This window comes from Rheinheimera sp. (assembly GCF_030690345.1).
Lineage (GTDB): Bacteria > Pseudomonadota > Gammaproteobacteria > Enterobacterales > Alteromonadaceae > Alishewanella.
Window position 1 is genome coordinate 1,310,470 of sequence record NZ_JAUYGV010000006.1, and the last position, 25,542, is coordinate 1,336,011.

General features: G+C 47.5%; 21 protein-coding genes, 1 tRNA gene and 1 rRNA gene. 16 read left to right on the plus strand and 7 right to left on the minus strand.

The window, feature by feature from the left end; translation table 11 throughout:
* The first annotated feature begins 366 nt into the window (after window positions 1-366).
* Entirely contained in the window at window positions 367-2,217 is a 1,851-nt protein-coding gene (locus Q8O77_RS10515; protein ID WP_305552818.1) for a cyanophycinase, read from the plus strand.
* Window positions 2,218-2,243: 26 nt separating this feature from the next.
* Window positions 2,244-4,526, plus strand: coding sequence for an ATP-binding protein (locus Q8O77_RS10520; protein ID WP_305552819.1), 2,283 nt, complete (start codon window positions 2,244-2,246; stop codon window positions 4,524-4,526).
* Window positions 4,527-4,530: 4 nt separating this feature from the next.
* Here the strand turns inward: Q8O77_RS10520 and arcA are convergent, their stop codons facing one another.
* Together arcA and Q8O77_RS10530 are read right to left on the minus strand one after the other, a co-directional pair.
* Complete coding sequence (gene arcA / locus Q8O77_RS10525) at window positions 4,531-5,238, minus strand: two-component system response regulator ArcA (protein ID WP_305552820.1); 708 nt, start codon at window positions 5,236-5,238, stop codon at window positions 4,531-4,533.
* A gap of 177 nt (window positions 5,239-5,415) precedes the next feature.
* Entirely contained in the window at window positions 5,416-7,059 is a 1,644-nt protein-coding gene (locus Q8O77_RS10530) for a sensor histidine kinase (protein ID WP_305552821.1), read from the minus strand.
* Between the two features lie 148 nt (window positions 7,060-7,207).
* Here Q8O77_RS10530 and Q8O77_RS10535 point away from each other — a divergent pair, with 148 nt between their 5' ends.
* The gene (locus Q8O77_RS10535; RefSeq protein ID WP_305552822.1) at window positions 7,208-7,606 is read left to right on the plus strand and encodes a DUF3293 domain-containing protein; all 399 of its coding nucleotides are present in this window, start codon (window positions 7,208-7,210) and stop codon (window positions 7,604-7,606) included.
* Here Q8O77_RS10535 and Q8O77_RS10540 read toward each other — a convergent pair.
* Genes Q8O77_RS10540 through trmB form a run of 3 tightly spaced genes read right to left on the minus strand, consistent with a single transcriptional unit; the run spans window position 7,603 to window position 9,668 of the window.
* Window positions 7,603-7,911 (minus strand): hypothetical protein, encoded by a 309-nt coding sequence (locus Q8O77_RS10540; protein ID WP_305552823.1) that lies wholly within the window; start codon window positions 7,909-7,911, stop codon window positions 7,603-7,605. The two genes, Q8O77_RS10535 and Q8O77_RS10540, sit on opposite strands and share 4 nt — an antisense overlap.
* Window positions 7,912-7,922: 11 nt before the next feature.
* Window positions 7,923-8,942 carry a class I SAM-dependent methyltransferase gene (locus Q8O77_RS10545; RefSeq protein WP_305552824.1) on the minus strand — a complete coding sequence of 340 codons (1,020 nt, stop codon included), beginning with the start codon at window positions 8,940-8,942 and terminating at the stop codon, window positions 7,923-7,925.
* On the minus strand, window positions 8,943-9,668 hold the full coding sequence (trmB, locus tag Q8O77_RS10550) for a tRNA (guanosine(46)-N7)-methyltransferase TrmB (RefSeq protein WP_305552825.1): 726 nt from the start codon (window positions 9,666-9,668) through the stop codon (window positions 8,943-8,945).
* A 129-nt stretch (window positions 9,669-9,797) separates the two neighbouring features.
* On the opposite strand from trmB, the gene mutY reads away from it, so the two are divergent.
* From mutY to rlmM, 6 genes are all read left to right on the plus strand, one after another.
* Window positions 9,798-10,889 (plus strand): A/G-specific adenine glycosylase, encoded by a 1,092-nt coding sequence (gene mutY, locus Q8O77_RS10555; protein ID WP_305552826.1) that lies wholly within the window; start codon window positions 9,798-9,800, stop codon window positions 10,887-10,889.
* Entirely contained in the window at window positions 10,879-11,151 is a 273-nt protein-coding gene (locus Q8O77_RS10560) for an oxidative damage protection protein (protein ID WP_305552827.1), read from the plus strand. The genes mutY and Q8O77_RS10560 overlap by 11 nt, the downstream gene beginning before the upstream one ends.
* Before the next feature lie 94 nt (window positions 11,152-11,245).
* A complete protein-coding gene (locus Q8O77_RS10565; protein WP_305552828.1) occupies window positions 11,246-12,181 on the plus strand; it encodes a transcriptional regulator GcvA in 936 nt (311 codons plus the stop codon).
* Window positions 12,162-12,800 (plus strand): alpha/beta family hydrolase, encoded by a 639-nt coding sequence (locus tag Q8O77_RS10570; protein ID WP_305552829.1) that lies wholly within the window; start codon window positions 12,162-12,164, stop codon window positions 12,798-12,800. The genes Q8O77_RS10565 and Q8O77_RS10570 overlap by 20 nt, the downstream gene beginning before the upstream one ends.
* Window positions 12,775-13,149, plus strand: coding sequence for a DUF423 domain-containing protein (locus tag Q8O77_RS10575; RefSeq protein WP_305552830.1), 375 nt, complete (start codon window positions 12,775-12,777; stop codon window positions 13,147-13,149). Before Q8O77_RS10570 ends, Q8O77_RS10575 begins: the two co-directional genes overlap by 26 nt.
* Before the next feature lies 1 nt (window position 13,150).
* Window positions 13,151-14,233 carry a 23S rRNA (cytidine(2498)-2'-O)-methyltransferase RlmM gene (rlmM, locus tag Q8O77_RS10580; RefSeq protein ID WP_305552831.1) on the plus strand — a complete coding sequence of 361 codons (1,083 nt, stop codon included), beginning with the start codon at window positions 13,151-13,153 and terminating at the stop codon, window positions 14,231-14,233.
* A 26-nt stretch (window positions 14,234-14,259) separates the two neighbouring features.
* Here the strand turns inward: rlmM and Q8O77_RS10585 are convergent, their stop codons facing one another.
* Window positions 14,260-15,384, minus strand: a complete 1,125-nt coding sequence (locus Q8O77_RS10585) for an endonuclease/exonuclease/phosphatase family protein (RefSeq protein ID WP_305552832.1) — start codon at window positions 15,382-15,384, stop codon at window positions 14,260-14,262.
* Between the two features lie 377 nt (window positions 15,385-15,761).
* Between Q8O77_RS10585 and Q8O77_RS10590 the strand changes: the two genes are divergently transcribed.
* From Q8O77_RS10590 to Q8O77_RS10610, 5 genes are all read left to right on the plus strand, one after another.
* Window positions 15,762-18,911, plus strand: coding sequence for a TonB-dependent receptor (locus tag Q8O77_RS10590; RefSeq protein WP_305552833.1), 3,150 nt, complete (start codon window positions 15,762-15,764; stop codon window positions 18,909-18,911).
* 135 nt (window positions 18,912-19,046) lie between these two features.
* Window positions 19,047-19,679, plus strand: coding sequence for a uridine kinase (udk, locus tag Q8O77_RS10595; RefSeq protein ID WP_305552834.1), 633 nt, complete (start codon window positions 19,047-19,049; stop codon window positions 19,677-19,679).
* A gap of 20 nt (window positions 19,680-19,699) precedes the next feature.
* Window positions 19,700-20,908 (plus strand): NupC/NupG family nucleoside CNT transporter, encoded by a 1,209-nt coding sequence (locus tag Q8O77_RS10600; protein WP_305552835.1) that lies wholly within the window; start codon window positions 19,700-19,702, stop codon window positions 20,906-20,908.
* Window positions 20,909-20,924: 16 nt separating this feature from the next.
* A complete protein-coding gene (locus tag Q8O77_RS10605; RefSeq protein WP_305552836.1) occupies window positions 20,925-21,875 on the plus strand; it encodes an isopenicillin N synthase family oxygenase in 951 nt (316 codons plus the stop codon).
* A gap of 122 nt (window positions 21,876-21,997) precedes the next feature.
* Window positions 21,998-22,083: transfer RNA gene (locus tag Q8O77_RS10610), tRNA-Leu, on the plus strand.
* Window positions 22,084-22,187: 104 nt separating this feature from the next.
* On the opposite strand, the gene Q8O77_RS10615 is transcribed toward Q8O77_RS10610, so the two are convergent.
* Window positions 22,188-23,654 carry a RimK family protein gene (locus Q8O77_RS10615; RefSeq protein ID WP_305552837.1) on the minus strand — a complete coding sequence of 489 codons (1,467 nt, stop codon included), beginning with the start codon at window positions 23,652-23,654 and terminating at the stop codon, window positions 22,188-22,190.
* A 164-nt stretch (window positions 23,655-23,818) separates the two neighbouring features.
* Between Q8O77_RS10615 and Q8O77_RS10620 the strand changes: the two genes are divergently transcribed.
* Both Q8O77_RS10620 and Q8O77_RS10625 read left to right on the plus strand, forming a co-directional pair.
* Window positions 23,819-24,949 (plus strand): GNAT family N-acetyltransferase/peptidase C39 family protein, encoded by a 1,131-nt coding sequence (locus Q8O77_RS10620; protein ID WP_305552838.1) that lies wholly within the window; start codon window positions 23,819-23,821, stop codon window positions 24,947-24,949.
* A 509-nt stretch (window positions 24,950-25,458) separates the two neighbouring features.
* Window positions 25,459-25,542, plus strand: a 16S ribosomal RNA gene (locus tag Q8O77_RS10625); the annotation flags it as partial.

Here is a 25,542-nt window from a genome sequence, read left to right on the forward strand (position 1 = left end):
ATACACCTGTCTTAACATGGCACAGAGTGCGGTATTGTCCGCATAAGTGTGCTTATAATTATTTATGTTAGTTGTTGTGGTGCAGGAATAGAGACCTGCCAGACACGGTTTAGTGCCTGACGTGTATCTACTCGTTAAACCACTCCGACAGGTAGTAGGACGAGTAGTGATATAAGCTAAGCGCGAAGGCTTTCTTTAACATATCGCTACCAAAAAATGATGTGTGATCAATTAAACAACGCTAATAGATTTACTGCTAATTGGCAAAGAAGTCAATACAGGATAATCTATGCTATCTGAAATTTTCGGGTTCTGTCCGGATCACGGTAGTTACCTGATTTTGCGCTTAAGATAAGAAAGAGAATAATGAGATCACTCAGCTTTTATATCACTGCCAGTCTGTTGGCTTGTTCAGTTTCTGCAGCAAACACAGAGGGTAATAAAAAATTTCCCGATTATTCAATGGTGTTAGTTGGTGGCGGTTTACAAAGCTGTAGCTCAGCCAATACCCGTGCTTGCTCTGAGCCGGATGTTTTCTCGCCGGCGGCAAAATCAGCTGACCTGTTCAGTTTGTCAGCTACTCAGCTTAACAATATTGCCAGTGACAGCTTTTGGAGCGCAGAGCGGGCTATAGAACAACAACAAACTTTGGCGCTGCTGCAGTTTGTTCGCAGCAGAGTAACTAATGAACGGGTAACTGAGCGTGAGTTAGTCAGGCTGTGGCGCTCGGCAGAAATAGAAATTGATGGTATCTGGGTATCAGGCCGGGAAAACTACAACCAGTTAAGTGATCGCGAGCGTAACTTTGTACTGGATCAGCTGCAGGTAATGGCGACAGCACAAGATAGCAACAGCCGGCGCAGCGCAGCGCAAAGACAAAAAGAATATGCCAACCTGGCCAAAACCAGCGATGCGTTTTCAGTGGAGCTGTATCGCAAAATTGTTGAATTAGCACAGCAGGTAGCAGGGCCGGCGCGTAAGCCCCGGTTGTTAGTGGTTACTGCTTCAGGTCGTGATCCTTACGCTGCAGTTGATTTTTATACCAACTTGTTTGAAGAGGCCGGTGCTGAAGTAAGCTGGTTACCCATCAATGCTGCCTACCGGGCTGCGCAACAAAACCGCATTGACAATGACCCGTCTTGTGAGCAACTGCCACAATATTTGGCGGCGTACCACGGTACCTACCAACGTGAACGGATATACCCTGATCTGATGCAGCAGCAAATGAAATTTTGCCAGCAGGGCAGCGAAGCGGCAGTGGAGCAAATTCGCCGTGCAGACGCAATTTTTATTAATGGTGGCGACCAGAGCCTGACATTACAGGCGTTTCGTCTGGAAGATGGCAGCGCCTCGGCTGAACTGAAGCAAATACAATCTATGCTAAGCGCCGGCCAGATCATTGTTGCCGGTACCAGTGCCGGTACGGCGGTAATGTCCGGTGCCAGCTACCTGGGCCACAATACGCCGATGATTAGTAATGGTGACAGTTACAGCGCTATGCAGTTTGGCGCCTTCGATCTGCCGGCACCGCAACCCGGCTGTGATAAAGATCAAAGCTGCAGTAATGGTTTGGCAGAAAATCATCTTACTTACACCGCCAGCGGTGGTTTAGGCTTGTTTCCATGGGGGGTGCTGGATACACACTTCTCAGAGCGCGGCCGCCAGGGCCGGTTGATCCGCTTACAACATGATACGCAAACCCGGTTCGGTTTTGGGGTGGATGAAGCCACCGCCTTACTGGTGGGCTTTAGTGCAGAAGAAAATGCCCCTGAGGTGAAAATGGAAGTGCTGGGAGCTGCCGGTGTTTATGTGGTTGATAATCAGTCAGCAGTTACCGAAGGCGAGGGCAGTGCGACTAAAATTACTCAGGTCAGCACCCATTATCTGACCCGCGGTGACACTCTGGAGTTAAAAGATGGCTTGCTCAGAAGCCGTTTTGCCGACTGGAAGTTTGCACCTAATAACACTCAGGCACCTATGTTGAGCTCAGGCGAGCTGTTTGAGCGTGACAATTATAAGCAACTGGCGCATTTACTTTGCCTGACACAAAGCCGTCAGGCCGATGGCAAGGCGGTTAAAGTGGGTCAGGGCCATCAGATAAGTTTGTATAAAGATCATTCATCTTATACCCGCCAGGGGGTATTCCGTCAGCAGGATACTGAAGTGCAGTATTGTTCTTACCGCAACCTGATGCTGGATATTCAACCTGTACAATAATCTCCGCTTAGTGAGGTGACCAGCTGATGCAAGGACCGGTTCATCCACAGGTTAAAGCCGTAGCCAGCTGGATCCGTAAGTGGGGCAAGCTGCGGTTGGCATTATTTTGCCAGCTGTTGTTGCTGGCCCTGGGTGCTGCGATAAGCGCTGCCTTTAGCATTGTTATGACTAACAGCATTGATTGGGCTGCGGTGAAGGGCGCAGCCCTGGTAATGCTGATTATTGCACCGGTGTTTATCGCCTTTGTGTTTTACCTGGTGCTGCATTTAGACGCGGCGCTATCTTATCTGGAAGACTCTGCGCATCAGGAACGCTTGCTGAACGAAGGCATGCAGGATAATATCCGTCAACTTAACTTTGAAATTGAAGAGCGTAAGAAGGCGTTTCAGGCTAAACGTCGCGCTATAGATGAACTGCGCAAAGAAATTGCCGAACGTAAAAAAGCCCAGATTGAACTGGAAGAACAAAGCTTGCTGATCCGCTCTATTGTTGACAGCTCCCCCGACTTATTCTACTACCGCGATGAAACCGGCCGCTTTGCCAGTTGCAATAAAATGTTTGAAGCCATTATGGGCAAAACGGCCGGCGAACTGATTGGCCGTTATCCGGCCGATATTTATAACGACGACAGCGCCCAGGCTGCCATTCTGACCGAGTACAACAGTGATATGCAGCAATCGGAGTTGACGCTGGATGTCGAATTTATTAAAGATGGCGGCCAGGTACTGTGGTTTGAGATGCGCAAAGTCCCGTTTTACGACCGCCACGGCCGCTACATCGGTTTACTTGGTTTTGGCCGCGACATTACCTCGCGTAAGTTGGCTGAACAAGCGTTAGAAAAAGCCTACCTGGATAAAGGCAAATTTATTGCCACACTAAGCCATGAACTCAGAACGCCGTTAAACGGCATCGTTGGTTTAAGCCGGCGTTTGATTGAAAGTAAGCTGACCAAACAGCAGCATGGCTGGGCCAACACCATTTTCAGCAGTGCCGAGACGCTGGGTAATATTTTTAATGACATTATCGACCTGGATAAAATTGACCGCCAGGACCTTGATATTGTTTATCAGAGCGTGTCGTTGCGGCAGTTCCTTAATGATATAGCTAACTTTGCTGAGTTATTGTGCCAGCAAAAAGGCCTGCAGTTTAAGCTGAACTGCACAGGCGAAATGGATGTTTATTTGCGTTTGGATCCGACGCGGCTGCGCCAGGTGCTGTGGAACCTGTTGAATAATGCGGTGAAGTTCACCGCGAACGGCGCGGTTAGCCTGCACTGCAATCTGGACAACAACCGGCTGAGCTTTGCGGTAGAAGATACCGGCATAGGTATAGCGGCACAAGAGCAGGAACGCATCTTTGATATGTACTACAAATCAAATGATGGCCGGCGCCTGAGCATTATGGGCTCGGGTATCGGTTTGTCTGTATCCAGAGCCCTGGTGGAAGCCATGCAGGGGCAAATCAGTGTCAGCAGTACAGTGGCACAAGGCAGCCGCTTTGCTGTCAGTTTACCAACAGAAGTACTGCAGCAAGAGCAACAGCAGGCAATTGAGTGCCCGGAGCTAACCATATTGCTGGTAGAGGATGTACCGCTTAATGCTGAAATTGCCATTGGCTTGCTGGAGCAACGTGGCCACACTGTGGTGCATGCTGAAACCGGCGAAGATGCCATTGCACTGCTGGAAACCGAAGATGATATTGATTTAGTGTTGCTGGATATGCAGCTGCCGGATATGAGTGGTGAGCAAATTGCGGCTTATATCCGCAATGAAGCGCGGCTGTGTGCTTTGCCTGTGGTAGTGCTTAGCGCCAATGTGCGCAAGGCAGAGCAGCAATTGTCCGGGCTGCATATCGATGGCGCCCTGGCTAAACCCTTGAGCACGGCTAAGTTAGATCAGGTATTGGCGCGGTTGTTTTCACCCAGTGCGATGAAGTTGCAGCTGCCAAAAGCGGTAGCGCCGGACAATGAACACCAGCAACTGGACCAGGCAATACTGAATGACTATATCCAATCACTTGGTAAGGATGCGGTAAAACGCAGTGCGCAGTTGTTTAGCCAGTTGTTGCCCGGTTATATGAACCGTATGATGGAAACCGCGGTGCAACGTCAGGAGCATGACTTTCAGGAAGCGGCACATAAGTTAAAAGGTGCAGCGGCATCGGTTGGTTTGTTATGGGTGCAGCAACAGGCAAAACGTTTTGAACAAGAACCGGTTAACTGGCAGGGGTTGGAGCGGCAACTGGTAGACTTTCACTTAAAAACAGAGCAGCACCTGGCTGCTCTGTCTGAATATATCGAACAAGCTTAGCGGCTTACTTATCCAGCTTGCCGACAAAACGGTAACCTTCACCATGGATGGTGCTGATTAACTCAGGGCTGTCGATATCAGATTCAAAATGCTTACGGATACGACGAATGGTAACATCCACTGTACGGTCGTTCGGGCGTAAATCACGGCCGGTCATATGACGGATTAATTGCTCGCGGGTGAAAATTTTACCCGGAGTATCCAACATTAAACGTAAGGCACGGTATTCGCCTTTAGGTAAACGGCGCGCTACACCTTTCGGGGAAGTAAGATTGCGGCTGTTTTCATCCAGCGTCCAACCATTAAATTTAACTACGCTTTTGTGCTCTTCAACCACAGGTTGCGCTACGGTGCGGGTTAACAGGTTACGGGCACGGATCGTTAATTCACGCGGGTTGAAAGGCTTGGTTAAATAATCATCAGCACCAATTTCCAGACCCAGAATACGGTCTACTTCACTGTCGCGGCCGGTTAAGAAAATCAGACCGATATTTTCTCTCTGGCGTAACTCCCGCGCCAGAATTAAGCCGTTTTTACCCGGCAGGTTAATATCCATAACCACCAGATTTACTTTATTATCGGTAAGCTTCTGGTTCATTTCTTCGCCATTCACAGCTTCAATGACATCATAGCCTTCTCCCTGGAATAGACTAACCAGGTTCAGGCGGGTTACTTCTTCGTCTTCAACGATCAGAATCACAGGTGTTTGCATTGGAGTTAAACCTTATGTGAATTTTGTGAAATTTATAATGCGTTTACGTTTTATAGATGACTTGGATTTGTCAAATAATACGTAATTATAACCATCTGTCCAATTGTTAACAAGTTTTTTGTTAACAATTAGGTTTTTCTAATGTTGCTTCAGCGCTGTTAGTCGGGCACATTTTAGCTAAGTTAATGATTTAGATGACTTATTGCTGCGCACTATTACCGGAAAGTCTATTTGGATCTGTATGCCCTGACCAAGGGTGCTCTGCAGTTGAATTTTACCGTTCAATGCCTGAGTGACCAGGTTATACACCAAATGCAAACCCAGACCGCTGCCGCCTTCGCCGCGCTTGGTGGTAACAAAGGGGTCGAAGATACGCTTTTTAATCGACTCCGGCACGCCGGCACCGTTATCTGCATACAGCAGCTTGCAGTTGTTGTTTTCGACGCTGACCGTTATTTGTATTTCACCCTGCTCAATATGCTCAAAGGCATGGATCAGGCTGTTCATGATCAGGTTGATCAAAATTTGGTTGATAGGCCCGGGCTTACTGTCCAGCTCCAGCTCCGGCTCACAGTTAACGCTGATTTGGTGTTGGGTTTTCTTCAGATTAGGTCTTAACGACAGCAGCACCTCGTTAATCAGCTGCAGCATATTAAACTGGCGGCGGTTTTCATTGGATTGATCAACAGCCACCCGTTTAAAGCTGGAAATTAAACTGGCCGCCCGTTCCATATTGCGATAGATAATGCCGAGGTTTTCTTTGCTCTCTGATAAAAACTTAGCCAGTTGTGATGAGGTGAGTTTTTTCTCATCGAAGGCTTTCTGGATATCTGCCAGCCTGTCCTGCAACAGCGTAGAGGCTGTTACGCCAAGGCCGATCGGGGTGTTAACTTCATGCGCCACGCCGGCTACCATCTGGCCCAGGCTGGCCATTTTTTCGGTTTCGACAATCTGGTTTTGGTACTGATGCAGCGTCGCCAGCGTATTAAGCAACTCTTGGTTTGAGGTTTTTAACGCGTCAGTACGCTGCTCAATTTTTTGCTCCAGGCTTAATGTTAAGCGGCGGTTTTCCTGCTCTGCCTGTTGCAACTTACTGATTTGCTGTTCAATTCTGTCCAGCATAGTATTAAAGGCGCGGCTTAGCATATTGTATTCTTTGATTGGCGCTATCGGCGCGCGAATACGGTAGTCTTTTTCTTTGGCGACTTTTTGTACTACATCTAACAGCGTATCTATCGGTGTGGTAAAGCGCCGTTGCAACCTGGAGCTGATAAAAAAGGCGCTGCCCAGTGCGACCAGAGCAATTAAGATGTCCAGCAGGATCCGCGTTTGAATATAAGCACTGAGTTCTTCCTGGCTGGCACGCAGATACACATAGCCAAGCAGGGTGTCGTTATCTTTAATGGCTTTGCTAAGCTCGATGTAGTCGTCGCTGATATAAGGCTTGAGCAGCGCGGGGGCACGGTCGAACTGCACCGGATGAGGCCCTATATCACGGCGGTTATAGCTGGAGAAAAAACTCAGCTTGTCCGGCTCTGCCAGTTTTTTATAAATATGCACATTGTGCAAAATATTCACTGCCGCAAAAGAGCTGAGGCGGTTATCTTCAGTGTCGGCATCATCCTGCAAAATGCTGTTGCGGGCGTTAAAGGCAATAATACTGACATAGCCATCCAGCTGAGAAATCAGTTTTTTACGCTGCAACTTTACATCCTGCATGGTAGATACCACCATCGCCAGGCACAGCGTAAGACTACATATAAGCATGATCACCCAAATTAAAGCGCTTTTTATCGACGTGGTTTTATCTATGGTAATCATTCGTTTATCTCATCCAACCTGAGCCCGGGCCGGCTGTTTTGCCAGCCCTGCATTGATGTTATGCACATTAGCGCTTTTTAGCAAACAACAGTGGCAAAATTAGTAAAGCCGTTTATAGTAAGAGCACTTGTTTCTTTTGGGTTAGGTTATGAGCCTGTGGGAAAGTTATAAAACGAGTATTTTTCTCTGCCACCAGGCACTGACTTGTGATGTTGATTTTGCTATTGTCAGTGCGCAAAACCCCGCCGGTATTACCGAACACCCTTATCTTAACCTACGCCGTGACAATGAATTACAGGCTTATCTTAATCAGCAACGCTTGCCTTATCGCTCGGTAATAGGCAGTGCACCGGATTTAAGCTTTCAGGAAAAAAGCTGGATAGTGTTGTGTGACAAAAGCTGTGCCGTGCAACTGGCATTGCGCTTTGAACAAAATGCGATTTATTGGGTGGAGCAGGGCGAGCTGTTTTTGGTGCCGGTGTTAATGCAGCAGCGCGAAGAAAGCTTAGGTAGTTTTAGTGAGCGGCTGGTATTGTTGCCGGATTAAATCCGCCGTTGCAGTATATCCAGTACCTGCTGCAACTTATCGCCATGTTGTACTTCCAACTGGCGTTTAGTCATATTTAATCTTATCTTTTCTGCCTCATCTTTGGGCTGCACCAACACTTGCGCAAAGTCGCTAACGCAAATACAAATCACGGCAGGCGCTGCCATATCGGGTAATTGCGCCACCCGATATAGTAAATGTGGGCAGGCTTTTAACCGTTTCGGGTTTTCAATGCAGCGCAAACTGTCAGCTGCTGTCGCCGGCGTTAGCCAGATCAGCAATAGCAGAGCAAACAGTTTGCGCATAGCCTTATCCTTTAACTTTGATTAGTCGCCCGGTACACTACAAAGCCATTGGCTTTGGCTTTTACTGTAACCTTTTTAAACGCCTGCTGTAACAGCTCCAGGTAAGACAGATGGCTGTTGGCAACAATAGTCAGGCTACCGTTGCTGCTAAGTCTGGCAGCGCTTTGGCTGATAAAAGCATCCACAATACTGTAGTCGGTTTTAATGCCGGTGTGAAACGGCGGGTTACTGACAATACAATCAAATTGTTTTGGCGTGGCCGGTAAGCCATCTGCCGCGACGACAGCGCCGGTCAGATTATTGGCTGCCAGAGTCAGCTCTGTCGCCTTTACAGCTAAGCTGCTGATGTCAGAGCTAAACAGCTCAATTGCCGGATGCTTACGCTTTAACATAGCGCCGATAACACCACAACCACAGGCAAAATCCAGTACTTTACCCTGGTGTACTTCCGGCAGATTATCCAGCAACAGTGCAGTGCCGACATCCAGCTTGCCGTGGTTAAATACGCCCGGCAGCGAATGCAGGGTTAACTTCTCACCGGCCGCGTCTATGCTAAAACTTGCTGCTTTAGCCTGTGGCAGTTGCTGAAAATCACCATGTAAGGCAAACCATAAACAGTGTTTGGCGTTATCGAGCTTGTTGGCATTTAAACCGAGTTTTTGCGCGTGGCTGCTCAGGCTTTTAATACCGCCTTTGTTATCGCCGGTAACAAACACTGCTGTAGTAGCGCTAAGGGCCGGTTTAAGTTGGGCCAGGGTAAAAGTCAGTTGCTCTTTGCTTTTCGGGTAAAACAGCACGACAGTGTCAAAGGTGGCGCTAAACTGCGGGCTGACATCTGCATACAACTGTACCGCCGGATGGCTCCAGCTTTGGGCGGCGCCGGCATCTGTGCTGTAGCAGCTTAGCTCCAGCTCTGGCGCCAGGTGCAGCAGTTCAGTGGCCAGGTTGTCGGCCATAGGCTCAACTATTAACACTTTGCCGCGTAGATCGTCGATGTTACGTAGTACCAGTTGACTGGCTGTTGCTAGCATTTAGCTTTCCTTTTTAAACATCAGATCCCAAACGCCATGGCCCAAACGTTGGCCACGTTGTTCGAATTTGGTCAATGGCCTGTGCTCTGGCCGCTCAACATAAGTATTGTCGGCAGACAGATTGCTGAAGCCTGCTGCAGGCAGCATAACTTCCAGCATATGTTCGGCATAGTTTTGCCAATCGGTAGCCATATGAAATACGCCGCCGGGCTTTAATTTACGCCGCAGCAGTTGGACAAAATCCGGTTGTACAATACGGCGTTTGTGGTGGCGCTTTTTATGCCAGGGATCGGGGAAAAACAGCTGCACTGTATCCAGGCTGTTATCGGCAATACTGTGTTCCAGCACTTCTACCGCGTCGTGTTCAAACACTTTGAGGTTTTTCACCTGCTGCGCGACGGCTTCAGATAAGCAGGCGCCTACGCCCGGGCGGTGTACTTCGATACCGATAAAATCTTTTTCCGGAGCGTCTTTGGCCATCTGCACCAGCGATTTACCCATGCCAAAGCCGATTTCCAGCACTTTATGGTTATCACGGCCAAATACTTCTGCCAAGTGCAGTGGCTGGCTCTGATAAGTTAAACCGTAGTCGGCCCAGTAAGTATCAAGTGCATGTTGCTGGCCCTTGGTCAGCCGGCCTTCGCGCAGCACAAAAGAGCGAATTCTGCGCATATAGGTAGTGTTTTCAGCCTGTTGATCCTGCTGCTGGCCGGTACTGTCTGTCATTTGTTGCTCCGCATAATCGTTAACGGCGCGTATTATCCTTGTATTAACGGCTTTGCTCAACCGCGATTATGGTTGGCAAGGCAAACAGTGCTGCTTATACTGCGCGCAATCTTCACAGCAGGGGCAGTTATGTTGCCGCAACAAGAAGCAGTTTGGTTTTCAAATCAGTTGGTTAGCTGGTACCAGCAGCACGGGCGTAAAACACTGCCGTGGCAGCTGAATAAAAGCCCGTATAAAACCTGGCTTAGTGAAGTCATGCTGCAACAAACCCAGGTGGCCACGGTAATTCCTTACTTCGGCCGTTTTACCGAACGTTTTGCCGATATTAACGCCCTGGCGCAGGCACCGCTTGATGAAGTGCTGCATTTATGGACCGGACTTGGCTACTACGCACGGGCGCGCAATTTACATAAAGCGGCGCAGGTTATGGCGGCGCAGTATAACGGTGACTTTCCAACCGAATTTGACCAGGTACTGGCGTTGCCGGGTATAGGGCGTTCTACCGCAGGTGCGGTGTTATCTTTAGCGCTGGGGCAGCATTATCCGATTTTAGACGGTAACTGCAAAAGGGTATTGGCTCGCTTTGCCGCTATATCCGGCTGGCCCGGTGATAAAAAGGTTGAGCAGCAGCTATGGCAGTTAGCAGAGCAGCTAACGCCGGAAAAAACCGTAGCAGAGTTTAACCAGGCGATGATGGACTTAGGCGCTACACTTTGCAGCCGCAGTAAGCCACGCTGTGTTGAGTGTCCGCTTAAATTAAACTGCAAAGCGGCCCTGGCCGGTGACCAGGCTTTATATCCCGGCAAAAAGGCAAAAAAAGCGCTGCCGGAGAAGCAAAGTTTTTGGTTATTGCTGCAGCATGACGATGCAGTACTGTTGACACAGCGCCCGGCTGCCGGCCTGTGGGGCGGACTGTTTGGCTTTATTGAGTTTGCATCACCGGCCGAGCGCGAACAATACCTGGCACTTAATGCCTTGGATGTTAAAAGCAGCACCGAACTGGCCGGCTTTCGCCATACGTTCAGTCATTTTCATTTGTGGATCCAGCCACAGCTGGTGCAGCTGGCGCGCAAGCCTGCTAACGTGCAGGAGCAATCAGCAGCAACTTGGTTTACAATAGACCGCATTCCACAGGTAGGTTTGTCGGCACCGGCAAAACAACTGTTTCAGCAGTTGCTGGCGACAGCCCGGACAACAAGGATAAACAATTATGAGCCGTAGCGTATTTTGCGAATATTTAAATAAAGAAGCCCCGGGGTTAGATTTTCAGCTGTACCCCGGCGAGCTGGGTAAAAAGATTTTTAACAGTATCAGCAAAGAAGCTTTTGCCTTGTGGCAAGCAAAACAGATTATGCTGATTAATGAAAAAAAGCTGAATATGATGAACCCCGAGCATCGGCAGTTTTTGGAGGCACAAATGGAAGCCTTCCTGTTCAAAGGCGAAGACGTTGAGATTGAAGGCTACAAACCGGTAGAAAAATAAGCTTAGCTTATCTCTGTGCTGGCTAAGTAGTAATGGCGGCGTTATAATTCGGATTAGAAAATTTAATCACTGATTTAGTTATCTGAGAGATATTATGGCGCGTCGCCTGCCTCCGCTTAATGCCTTAAAAGCCTTTGAAACTGCCGCCCGGCATTTAAGTTTTACCAAGGCGGCAGAAGAGATGTACGTTACCCAAGCCGCTATCAGCCATCAGATTAAAGCGCTGGAAGATCATCTTGGCCTTAAACTCTTTATGCGTAAAAACCGCTCTTTGTTGCTTACCGAAGAGGGGCAAAGCTATTTTCTTGATATTAAAGAGATATTTCTACAACTGCATGAATCTACTGAAAAACTGTTGGCGCGTGGTGCCAAAGGCTCACTAACGGTAAGCCTGCAGCCCAGTTTTGCTATTCAGTGGTTAGTACCGCGGTTAAATCAGTTTAGCGAGCAGCACCCGGATATTGACGTACGGATTAAAGCGGTGGATCTGGACGAAGGTTCACTGACCGATGATGTTGATGTGGCTATTTACTACGGCCGCGGCAGTTGGCGCAATTTACATGCTGATAAGCTACACACTGAGTATTTATTGCCGGTATGTTCGCCGCTGTTACTAAACAGCACTAAGCCGCTACAGGAGCCAACCGATCTGCAATACCATAACTTATTGCACGATGGTTCACGCCGTGCCTGGAAAGCCTGGTTTACCACGCAAAATTTCAAGCATTTTAATGTTAATCAGGGGCCGATATTCAGCCACTCGTCTATGGTGTTGCAGGCTGCTATTCATGGCCAGGGCGTGGCGTTGGCGCATAATGTACTGGCACGGCCGGATATTAATTCCGGCCGCTTAATAGTGCCGTTTAATCATGTGCTGATTTCAAAAGATGCCTATTATTTAGTCTGTCGTGAAAGCCAGACTGAGCTGGGTAAAATAACCGCTTTCCGGCAATGGATGGTGGCTATGGTGGAGGAAGAACAAGCCGCTTTTGCCGAGCAGCAGTTTACCAATGCGGTGGCGCTTGACTGAGGTTATTGTTGATAACGCCGGCTTGCCCAAGGCACGTTTGCTGCTGGCGCATGGGGCAGGTGCCGCTGCCAACAGTGAGTTTATGCAGCAACTGGCACAGCAACTGGCGCTGCTTAATATAGAAGTATGGCGGTTTAACTTTGCTTATATGCAGCGTTTTATCGACAGCGGTAAACGCAGCTTACCGGATAAAATGCCGTTGTTGCAGGCGGAATTCGGCCGGCAGATAGATAACTGCCCGGCTGATTTGCCGCTGTTTATCGGCGGTAAATCTATGGGCGGACGGGTAGCCAGCTTACTGAGCAGCAACTATGGCGTGCAGGCAGTGTTTGCTTTTGGCTATCCGTTCCATGCGCCGAAAAAACAAAGCTGGCGTACTGAGCATTTTGCCGCTTTGGCTTGCCCGCTGTTTATTGCCCAGGGTGAGCGTGATGCTTTTGGCAATAAAGCTGAACTGGCAGACAAAAGCTGGCCGCAGGTAGCACTGCAATGGCTTAATGACGGCGATCATGATTTTAAACCACGGCTTAAAAGCGGCTTAACGCAACAACAACTGATTGCGCAGGCCGCGCAATTTTGCAGCAGGACAATTGATGAAGTACTTTTGGCAAAGCAGTAACAGCATAGCAGCCCTGTATGGCGCTGCTGTAGTGGGCTTAAGCGCAGTACTGATGCATATGTGGCAGGGGCAATTAAGTACTGAAGCAGTAGCGCGGGTGCTTAGTGCTCTGGCAATGCTGGCGTTTCATTGCCTGGCGTTGCTGGCCCTGGGCCGGCAACACAGCGAGGCTAAACTGACAAAGTTAGTGGCTGTTATCTGGCATCTGGGGCTGTGGTGTTTTGTCTGGACTATATTGGCCGGCGTTTTTGCCTGGCCGCTTTATTATTCACAGTTGGCGCCCATCGGCGGCCAGCTCTTTATAGCTGCCTGGCTGTTGCTTGCCATCAGTGCCTGGCGGCGGAGTTAACATGAAACAACTATTACTGTACTGTCGCGCCGGTTTTGAAAAAGAATGCGCGGCTGAAATTCAAGACAAGGCCGGCCAGTACGATGTGTTCGGTTTTTGTAAGCTCAGTGCCAACAGCGCCTTTGTGATATTTGAAGCTTATGACGCCGACAGCCTGGCGCAGTTTTACCGCGACTTTCCGTTTGAGCAGTTTATTTTTATTCGCCAGTGGAGCCTGTTACAGGCGGAACTGCTGGAGCTGCCGCCGGCCGACCGTATTGCGCCGGTAATTGAAGCGGTATTGGCTGCGGAGCTAAGTGGTTGCGGCGAGTTAAGAGTAGAGTATCCGGAAACTAACGACGGTAAAACCTTGTCGACGTTGGCCCGCAAATTTACTGTGCCGCTACGTCAGGCATTGCGCCAGGCTGGCGTTATGCTGGCAAAAGAGCAAAAACGCGCGCCTGTGCTGCATTTATTTTTACTAACCGGCCAGCAGGGCTATATCGGCCTGTCGTATCCGGAGAATAACAGCCCGCTGGAAAACGGTATTATGCGGCTGAAATTCCCCAATGAAGCGCCAAGTCGCAGCACTTTGAAGCTTGAAGAAGCCTTTTTACAGTTTATTCCGAAACATGAATGGGACAAGCGCTTGGGGGGCGGCTTAAATGCGGTTGATTTGGGCGCGAGTCCCGGCGGTTGGACTTACCAACTGGTAAAGCGCAGTATGATGGTTACCGCTATCGATAACGGCCCAATGGCTGAATCGCTGCTGGAAACCGGTCAGGTTAAGCATTTAACTGTAGATGGTTTTAAGTTTGAGCCGCAAAAGAAAAATGTGTATTGGGTTGTCTGCGACATGATTGAGCAGCCGCAGCGGGTTGCTGAGCGAATGGGAGATTGGTTGATTAACGGCTGGTGTCAGGAAGCCATATTTAACTTAAAACTGCCGATGAAAAAACGCTATGAGACCGTAACAGATATATTGGCTCAGCTGGAGCAGCGCCTGGCAGATGCAGATATTAAATTCCGCTTACAAGTTAAGCACCTGTACCATGACCGTGAAGAAGTTACGGTACACGTGCAAAACCTGGTATTAAAATTCTGATCTTTATTCTGATAACTCAGTGCTGATTATTCAGCGCTGAGCTCAAGCTTGACCCACACCAGACGATGATCTGAACTGGCACCACGTGAGCCCACCAACGGATACAACGTATCGGCCTTAGCCGGCCAGAATACACCACTGTCTTTTAGCACAAAACCGGCTTTAGACGGCAACACATAATCTGCCCGCATACGCCAGCCTGCGGTATGAAACGCTGCTTTAGGGTTGTCCGGTGTATTCTCAACAGCACCTTTGCTTTGTGGTGGCATGGCATTGTTAATGCGCGGATGATGGTACAAGGCACTGATAGCGCTATTTAGTGCATCACCTTCGCCATCGGCCGACGCATTTTGATCGCCCAGTAATACAAAGCGCGCATCTGCAGCTAAGCCACCTTTATTGCCGTTGTCATCATAGATATAACCGGCGTTTTGCGGCGTTAAATAATCTACCCATAAACGTATTTCGTCGTGGTTGCGGATGCCGTTGCGGTTTTCTGCCCCATCAAACACCGGCGGTGTCGGGTGGCTGGCCAAAACATGCACGGTTTTACCATTTATATGCAGCGGAACATCCCAGTGGCTTTTTGAGGATAACGGAAACTTAGCCCAGGCTGCTTTGCTGTACCAGGGGCTGCCATCAGCTTTTTTGGTGGGCATATAGCCTGGCATATCCTGCCATTTAAACTGCTGAAAAGTGCGTACATTGGCTGTGTCTATCGGGTACTTTGACAGCAGCAGCATACCGTATTGACCGGGATAGAAACCATAACCCCAGGCATCGGCGCCGGTGCCGGTTGCTTTGCCGTCGTTATCCAGATCAAAAGGGCTGGGCTGGCCGGTATTAACTGTACTGTAATAGAAGTAGGGGTAATCAATAGCTGCAGCAGAGCCTTGAGGCTGATGCAGATAGTTATTAATAAAAGCCTTAACGCCTTTATTGGCATCGGCAATGTAGTCAAATTCATTCAGCAGCAACACATCCGGTCGTACCAGTTGAATAATGTGAGCAATATTACGGATTTGCGGCTGGCTGCCGGTTTGCAGCAATTTTGCCAGCACAGTGGCATCGCCGGTTTCACCCTGCGGTAAATAATTTTGTGCTTCCATGCTGACGTTAAAGGTGGCGAAGGTAATTTCGGCTGCACTCATATTGCTTGATGCTCCAAAGCTAAACAGCGAACTGAAAATAAGAGTTAAAGCGTATTTTTTCATTAAAAGTGGACCATTAATTCAGGCAGGCGCTAAGGATAAAAGGCTTCGCAGGTAAAAACCAGTAAATAGCTGAAAATGCATGTAAAGTCGTTTTTTAACCAATTTTAGTCAGCATAGTGCGCAACTCAGACCAGCTATGTTACACTTATGTGGCAATCGCCTATGACAATGAGAGGAGCAAAAAGTTCCCGTAAATCTGATGGGCGTAAGAAAAATGTAATATGGTTTAGTTACCATTATCTCCCAAATTGAAAGCAGCATCTGTATTCAAATGGATTTAGATAAATACCTACAACTACCAGGTGAAAAACGATATGAAAATTAAAAGTATAGCGCTTGCGGTTACCCTCGCTATCGGTATGACCAATGTAGCGTCAGCTAATACAGGTCAATCTTCAGCGATCCGCGGTTCAGTAGTTGGGCCCCTGGGAAACCCAGCACCAAATTCTGTTCTGACAATAATCCACAGCCCTTCAGGAACTGTGAAAGAAGTTTCAGTTAATGAACAGGGGCAGTTTAACGCTACCGGTCTCAGAGTTGGTGGTCCTTACACGATTATAATTAAAAACAGTAACTTAGAAGGTAAGGTTTTTGACAACGTTTACCTGGATTTAAACGATGCGTTGCAATTAAATGCACAGTTGGCAGAACGCTCTGATGTTGAAACCATTACTGTTACGGGTAGTAGAAACTTTTTCTCTAACAGCGGTTCTGCCAGCTACTTTGGCGAAGACCAAATTGCAAACTCTGCTACATTTAACCGTGATATCAAGGATATAGCGCGGCTTAACCCGTTGGCAGTACTTGACCCATCAGGAACTGAACTGAGTATTGCAGGTAGTAATCCTAAGTATAATTCTTTGACAGTTGATGGCGTTGGTTTGAACGATACCTTTGGTTTAAACGCAAACGGTTATCCTGCTCAACGTCCACCTATATCGCTGGACGCAGTAGAACAAATTTCTATTGAGTATGCGCCTTTCAAAGCACGCGCAGGTAAATTTAGCGGCGGCACCATAAACGTCGTAACTAAATCAGGTACAAATGAGTTATCTGGCTCAGCTTTCTATGAGTACGTACCTTGGTCAGGAACTGCAAAGGATGATAAATTAGTTCCGGGTCGTGAATTTGAAGTAGAAAACGACGAACAAACGATAGGTGCGACTTTGGGTGGCGCTATTGTACAAGACAAGCTATTTTTCTTTGCCGCATATGACAAATGGGAAGAAGACGTAGTTTTTAACTACGATATGACTACTTTAGATGGGCACGACGTCACTTTAGAGCAGGCTGATCGCGTTATTAATATCTTGCGCGATGTATATGGCCTGGACGACTCTATTGGTGGCGCTCCGCCGGCAGACCGGGATGAAAAGTTATTATTAAAGCTGGATTGGAACATCAACAGTAATCATCGCGCAGACTTTACTTATTCTTACCAGGAAAACCAGGCTGCAAGAAATTTTACTAATTCCGACAGTACGTTAAATTTATCATCTAATGCTTGGTCGCAAGACTCAGAAACTACTTTTATCACCACACACTTGTATTCTGATTGGACACCCGATTTTTCAACTGAAATTAGCTGGAGCTATAAAGAATATAGCCAAAATTCCACAACAGCGTCTAACTGGGGCGAAATTAATATTGACGTTGTGCCGGGTTTTGACGATAGAGGGCCTTTGAATGGGCCTGATATTGTTGCAGGGCGTGATGAAAATAGACATGCAAACGTTTTAGAAAACGAAACTATGTCGCTGGGTATTCATTCTACTTATCTGGCTGGCGATGTTGAATATCGCTTTGGCGTGGAATTAGAAGATGTCTGGAATTACAACTTGTATGGCCGGCATGGTGCAGGAACATGGTTTTTTAACAGCATTGAAGAGTTTGAGGCTAAAGCACCGTCAGGTTTGACATACAGCAATGCTTATACTAACGACCTGCAGGATATTGCATACGACGTTGATAGTATGCAGTACTCTTTGTATGCCGAAGCAGAGTTTGAATTGTTCACGGATTTCATGGTGACGGCAGGCCTGCGTTATGAGCGTCTTGACGTAAGTGGCGAGCCAATGCTTAACCAAAACTTTGTTGATACATATGGTTATGCAAACACAGAGAATATGGACGGTGCAGATATTCTGCTGCCGCGGGTTGGTTTTAACTGGAACTTAGCTGAGGATATCACTGTACGCGGTGGTGTTGGTCGCTACAGTGGTGGTATGCCACTGGTTTGGGTTTCAAACGCTTATACAAACGATGGCTTCACTAAGGTTAATGCTAATCCAGCCGTGGTAAATGAAGCAATTCAGGACCCGGCCAATGTTGATTTCACTGATATACCTCAAGCTGTAAAAGACTCAATGGTACCGGGTGCTGGTAGCACCAATACTATTGCCAGGGGGTTTAAAATGCCATCTGACTGGCGTTATCAGTTGGCTGTAGATTACATCTTCGATCTGCCAGTTTTAGGTAATAATTTTTCCTGGAGTAACGAGATTAACTACGTTGATCGTGAAAATTCGCCTTATTGGGTTGATTTGTCTCGGGTAAAAGTAGGTGAAACAGTTGAAGGCCGAACTATTTGGGGATCTGTCTACGAAGGTGGCGCTGCCCAGAATTGGGACTTAGAGCTGAGAAATATAGATGATGGTGGACGCAGCATTATTTTCAGTTCTGCACTGCAGAAGCAGTGGAATAACGGTTTTTCCATGAGTGCGTCATATACTCATCAAGACATTACCGAAGTGAACCCAGGTACAAGCTCTACAGCAGAGTCTAATTTTGGATTTGAAGTAACTGAAAACCGTAATGATCCTCTTTTAGGCCGCGCGTATTATGAAGTAGAGCACAGATTTGTCGTGAACCTAAACTATAAAACAGAGTTTTTCTCTGGCTACGAAACTAATTTCAATTTGTTTTTTGAGCGTCGTTCGGGTGAACCATTCTCTTGGACTTTGGGCTCATTCCAAGATGATGACTTTGGTGACCAGCCTAACTTCGATGATAACGATATTTATCTGCCATATTTACCATCAGGCGCTAATGACCCTGCTTTTGATTTTGTAAATGGTTTGAGTTACGAAGAAATCGTTGCAATTGCTCAAGCTGCCGGAGTTTCAGGTTCTGCTGGTGGGTATGTCGAGAAATACTCAGCTAATCAGCCTTGGCTAACAACTATGGACTTAGCAATTACTCAAGAATTGCCAGGTTTTGTGGAAGGCCATAAAGGTAAGCTTTACTTCGTTATAGATAATTTTGCAAATCTTTTAAATAATGACTGGGGTAAATCTTACCGTATGCAATTCCCTCAGCAGATACTGTTTGACTTTGACGTTAATGCTCAAGGCCAGTATGTGCTGCAAGAGGCGTTTGGCGGCACGGATACACGTACCTACGATACCTTCGATGTTAGCGAGTCAACCTGGAACATTAAAGTTGGCTTTAAATATACGTTCTAAAACATGCTAAAGCAAAAGCCGGCGACAGCCGGCTTTTTTACGCCTGTAAAGGTCCGGGCGGGTCATTTTTTTATTTCTTAATCAGCGGTTTTTAGCGATAATCACCAGCTAATTTCTGCCAAAGTGAATGTTTCTGTGGGAAAAAACACTATTATTGCTATTGCCGGTGCTTCTGCATCAGGTAAAAGCCTTTTTGCTTCAACGGTATACCAGGAATTGGTGGCTGAATTAGGCGGTGAGCGTATCGCTATTTTGTCGGAAGATGCCTATTACCGCGATCAGAGCCATTTATCGTTTGAGCAACGTACTTTAACCAATTACGACCACCCGGCAGCCTTTGAGCATGAATTGCTGGCAGCACATTTGCGGGCGCTACGGGGTGGTAAAGCGATACAAATGCCGCAGTACAGCTATAAAACCCACACCCGTACAGACGAAACCATAAGGGTGCAACCGGCGAAAGTAATCCTGGTTGAAGGTATTTTATTGCTTACTGATGAGCAGTTAAGGGCGCAGTTTGATATTACGGTGTTTATGGATACGCCATTAGATGTGTGTTTATTGCGGCGTATTAAGCGGGATTTAGAAGACAGAGGCCGCAGTTTAAGCTCGGTAACAGAACAATATGAAACCTCAGTGCGACCGGCTTTTTTTGAGTTTATCGCGCCTTCCAAGCAATATGCCGATCTGGTGGTTACCCGTGGCGGTAAAAACCAGATTGCTATCGATATTATAAAAGCAAAAATTCGCCAGTTACTGGCAGAATAATAATAATCAGGGAATAACGTATGATGGGATTAGTGGGCATTTTCGCCCTGTTACTGGTGGCGTACGCTGCATCTGCTAACCGCAGCCGGATAAACTGGCGCACCGTAGGTGGTGCCTTTGCAATTCAGCTGGCAATAGGTGCCTTTGTACTGTACGTGCCTTTTGGTCAGGACGTGCTGTACAGCATTTCGCAGGTGGTGGCCAATGTCATTGGTTATGCCAATGCTGGTATCCAATTTCTATTCGGTGATTTGGGCCGGTTCTCGCAGGGCTTTATCTTTGCCATTCATGTATTGACTATCATCATTTTCTTCTCGTCATTAATCGCCGTGCTGTACCACATCGGCATTATGACCTGGGTGATCCGTATTATCGGTGGCGGCTTGCAAAAACTGCTGGGCACCAGCCGGCCGGAGTCTATGTCGGCGGCGGCAAATATCTTTGTTGGTCAAACCGAAGCGCCGTTAATAGTGCGGCCTTTTATCCCTACTATGACGCGGTCGGAACTCTTTGCTGTGATGGTAGGTGGTTTAGCTTCGGTAGCCGGCTCGGTACTGGCAGGCTATGCCGGTTTAGGCATTGAACTTAAATATCTGATTGCTGCCAGCTTTATGGCGGCGCCGGGTGGCTTTTTAATGGCAAAGTTAATTCTGCCGGAAACCGAGCAACCTAAGAATGAGCTGACTGAAATCAGCGCCGACAAGCCGCACACTAATGTGATTGATGCTGCTGCGGCCGGTGCTTCCAGTGGTATGCAACTGGCGCTGAATGTTGGTGCTATGTTGCTGGCTTTTGTCGGCTTAATCGCACTGGTTAACGGCATAGTAGGTGGTGTGGGTGGTTGGTTCGGCATGGAAAACCTGACTCTGCAGCTTATTTTTGGTTATGTGTTCCAACCACTGGCATTTATCCTTGGCGTATCCTGGGATGAAGCGCGGCTTGCCGGTAGTTTTATCGGCCAAAAGTTGGTAATTAATGAATTTGTCGCATACCTCGACTTTGTGCAGGTGAAAGAGCAGTTAAGCGCCCATACTCAGGTGATAGTGACTATTGCCCTATGTGGTTTTGCTAACTTCTCTTCCATTGCCATTTTATTAGGTGGCTTGGGCGGTATGGCTCCGGGGCGCCGGGCTGATATTGCTGAGCTGGGTTTAAAAGCCTTGCTTGCAGCAACATTGGCCAACTTAATGAGCGCTGCTATTGCAGGGTTCTTTTTTTCCTTAGGCTAAAAAACAGGTCTTTTATATGACACAGCAAGTTCCAACGTTAGATATAAGACGGTTTGCCACCGACAAAGATAACTTTGTTGCCGAAATTGGCAAGGCCTACACTGAGTTTGGATTCTGCGGCATTAGTGGCCATGGTATTCCCGACGAAGTGGTAGCAAATACTTACACAGCAATTAAGCAATTTTTCGCTTTACCGAATGAGGTTAAAGCGAAATACCATAAACCGGGTCAGGGCGGGGCACGCGGTTATACTGCTGTTGGCGTCGAAAAAGCTAAAGACTCTAATCACCCGGATTTAAAAGAGTTCTGGCATGTTGGTCGTGAGCTGGATGGCCCTGCACCGCATCCCAGCTTATACCCTAATGTTTGGCCAACTGAGGTAGAGGGTTTTAAGCAAGCTACTTATGCGCTGTATAGCGAGTTGGAAAAGCTTGGCAATACCGTGTTGGAAGCGCTGGCTTTGTTTTTGGGGCAACAGCAAAGTTACTTTGCCGATAAGGTAAATTACGGTAACTCGATTTTGCGGCCTATCCATTATCCGCCGATTAAAGATACCAGCACTCAGTCTATCCGCGCCGGCCAGCATGAAGATATTAACCTTATCACTTTATTGGTGGGGTCGAATGAAGCCGGGCTGGAAATTTTACGCCGTGATGGCAGCTGGCTGCCGGTAACCACCATTGAAGGTACCATTGTGGTGAATATTGGTGATATGTTGCAACGCCTGACTAACCATGTGTTGCCATCGACGACACATAGGGTAGTTAATCCGGCAGGTGCGGCAGCAGGCGAGCCGCGTTATTCAATTCCGTTTTTTATGCACCCGAACCCGGATTATGTAATAAAAACTCTGGATAGCTGTATCAGCGCTGAAAGGCCCAATCGTTACCCTGAGCCGATTAACTCTAACGACTACTTAATGCAGCGTTTAGAGGAGATTGGCTTACTGAAAAAGGCTAAATACTAAGCATCTTGCTTAGTATTTGCCCGAACGAGATAAAACGATACAAAATGTGCATTTTCACAGTTGACTGGTTTTATAAAGTCGCTATACTGCACGCCATGTTAACGCGGTAGCGGAAACATAACGCAGATGTGGTGGAATTGGTAGACACGCAAGCTTCAGGTGTTTGTGCCCACAAGGCGTGAGAGTTCGAGTCTCTCCATCTGCACCAAATCAACCGGCTTAGGCCGGTTTTTTTGTGCCTGCAATCCCTGCAGGCATCCCTTCGGGACCAGCCTTTGGCTGTCCAAAAGCGATCCCAGCGCTTTTGTGTTTTTACCGTTTTAATTCGATGCGGCGGATAAAGTCCTCAACAATCATGTCGTACAGTTTATTTCCCAGAAACAAATCTTCTACGCCGTCGTCGATATTCGGGTTATCGTTTACTTCTATAACGTAAACTTTGTCACCGTCTTGTTTTACATCTACGCCGTATAAGCTATCGCCGATAGGCGCGCAGGCACGGATAGCGGCATCAAGTACATGCGCCGGCACTTCAGTAATAGCGCAGGTGCTAAAGCCACCGCTTTCAGTTTTTGCCTTACCATGTTTATAAATTTGCCAGTGGTTGCGTGCCATAAAATACTTACAGGCAAAAATAGCCATACCGTTCAGTACACCAATACGCCAGTCGTACTCGGTAAAGGTATAACGCTGCGCCAGAATAATCGCGCTTTGCTCAAACAGCGCGCTAAGTTGTGAGCGCAGCTCTGTCAGGGTTTTTACTTTGACCACCCCACGGGAAAAGCTGCCATCGGGGATCTTCAGCACTAAGGGCAAGCCTAAGGTATCGGCGGCGCGCTCCAGATTATCTTCGTCCTGCTTAAACAGCATAATGCCATCGGGCATTGGTACTTTGTGCTGTTCAAATAAGGTTTGCAGATACACTTTGTTGCCACAGCGCAATATGGAGTTCGGATCGTCAATTACCGCCAGGCCCTCGCGTTCGGCTTTTAATGCCATGTGAAAAGTATGATGATTCACGCCGGTGGTTTCGCGGATAAATAAACCATCAAATTCTGCCAGCCGGTGGATATCTTTTGCGCCTATCTGCTCAGTGTCCATAGCGGCTTTTTTGGCGGCCTTACTAAACAGCTCCAGTGATTTAGGCGTGCAGGGCGGGAACTTCTCTTTCGGGTCAACTAGTACGGCGAGATCATATTTATATTTACGGTTAGTGGGTTCTACCCGCCAGATTTTATGGCTGTAGCGCTCTAACGTATTACCGAACAAGCTTTGCTCTTGCTCATTCAGTTTATGCACACTGCCAATTTTTAATGTCTTTACCTGCCATGTAGCTTTCTTTTGCAGCTCAACGCGCAGTATAGGCACCGAAAAGGCATCAAACAGGTAGCCAGCCACTTTTTTCAGCGCTTTATGTTCGGTTTCACCAAAGTAAATATTAAAAATAAGCTGCGTGCTGGTTTCATCAACTAAGGCTTTGTTTAGCTGTGTCAAAATGGTACCGGGGATTTCTTCGGCGATATCAGCTATTTCGTGGCGGTTAAACTTATTAAACGCCCGCACAGAAGGCACCACATGATGGCCGCGCGCTTCTGCCAGCAATGAACAGTAGTAGCCGCTCCCCAGGTATTGCGCCTGGCGGCATAAGTTAATTATCCGGGTACGTTGTTTGTTTTTGGCCGACCATTTCAAATAGGCCGGTAACGTCATTACGCCATCATACTGATGAAAAGGTGCCCAATCCTGAGCTTTGTCGACTACGATAATAAGCTTGGCCATTGCCACTCCTGTAGTTTTGCTAAAGCATGTCGTGGTGTGACAAAAAAAGACAGCGAAGAAATCTGCACTACAACAGTTAAATTTCTTGTTGGCTTTTCATTTGTTTAGCTGTTGTTATCCTAAACTTAGTTAAAAACCAGATAAAGGCAATAATGAGTGTAGTTATGGCGTTTACCGCAGCTCCGGCGATGTTATCCATCAGAAATGCCTGTTTGTCTGATTCTGCTACGTTAGTGGCGCTGGAACACAAGTGCTTTACCGCTGATCGTATTAGCTTGCGTAGCTTTAAGCGTTTTATCACAGAAAAGCGCAGCGATCTGCTGTTGGTTGAGCGTGCAGATAGGGTCGTAGGGTACTTTTTACTCATTTACCGCAGAGGCACCAGCCTGGCACGTTTGTATTCTCTGGCGGTAGACCCTGCCTGTCGTAATCAGGGCATAGCAGAGTTTCTGATGTTGCAAGCTGAGCAAACGGCGGCTGCCAGGCGCTGTGTGTTGCTGCGTTTAGAGGTGCGTTACGATAATGTAGCGGCTATCCGCTTATATCAGAAACTTAATTACCATGAGTTCGCCGTTAAGCATGACTTCTATGAAGATCACTCCGATGCTATCTGTATGCAAAAACAGATTATTCAATTCGCTAATGGCTCTGCAAGCCGCCAGGTACCTTATATAGCGCAAACCACACCTTTTACTTGCGGGCCGGCTTGTCTGTTAATGGCATTTAATTACTTTCAACCCGGCAAGTTTGACCCTGCTTCGCTGGAAATTGATATCTGGCGTGAAGCCACGACTATTTTTATGACATCGGGTCATGGTGGTTGTGGTCCCAGGGGGCTGGCGCTGGCGGCACATAACAGAGGCTTTGCGGTTGAAATTTTTTTGAATAAAGAAGGTCCGCTATTTACTGACACTGTGCGCAGTGAGGTAAAGAAAGCGATTTTGCAGCGCGTGCATGATTCATTCCGGCAAAAAGTCGAACAAAGTGGCATTGTGCTACACCGCTCAGAACCCGGTATCGGCAAAATAAAACAGTTATTGCAAGATGGGGCTTTGTTGCTGGTGCTTATCAGCACCTGGCAGTTTGATAAAAGCAAAGCGCCACATTGGGTGGTGGTATGTGCAGTGGATGAACACTTTGTCTATATCAATGATCCCGACACTGAAGATATCCCCTGGCTGTCCACCGCCGAGCGGCAATATATTCCGGTAGAGCATAGCGTGTTTATCAAAGCTTTTAGTTACGGCAAAAACCGGCTTAAGGCTGCGGTAGTAATCAGACCAAGTGAAAAGTAGCGTTTTTTGCCTGCTTTTATAGCGTTTTGTGTAATTAATCGGCGAACGATCTTAAAAGTACAAGTTTTCTCAAATAACCGCTTGCAGCAATGTAAAAACGCCCTATAATGCGCGCCATGCCACGGGGTGCTGCGATTAGCAGGCTTCGGGTGAGTTAAGACGGTTTGCAAAAATCTTTCAAAAAGACGCTTGACAGACCCGGTTAAATCACTAAAATGGCGCCCTCGCTTCACGGTGGTGTTTAACGCGGTGAAATGAGAAAACAAGTCGGGTGTGACGAGAGTTTTTGTTGTAAAGAATCTTCGTCACGCTTGACTTAAAATCCGGGAAGTGTAATATACGCCTCCCGCTTCGCAAGCGAAGCACGCTCTTTAACAATTAGCAATCAATCATCTGTGTGGGCACTTATGATGGATTTCACGAAAAATGAAATTTATCGGTTGAGTGGCTTATACAGAAATGTTTTAAGTCAGTAAGACTGAGCGTCACTTCGGTGACAGAAAGAACTTTAATTGAAGAGTTTGATCATGGCTCAGATTGAACGCTGGCGGCAGGCCTAACACATGCAAGTCGAGCGGGAACTTCGGTTCTAG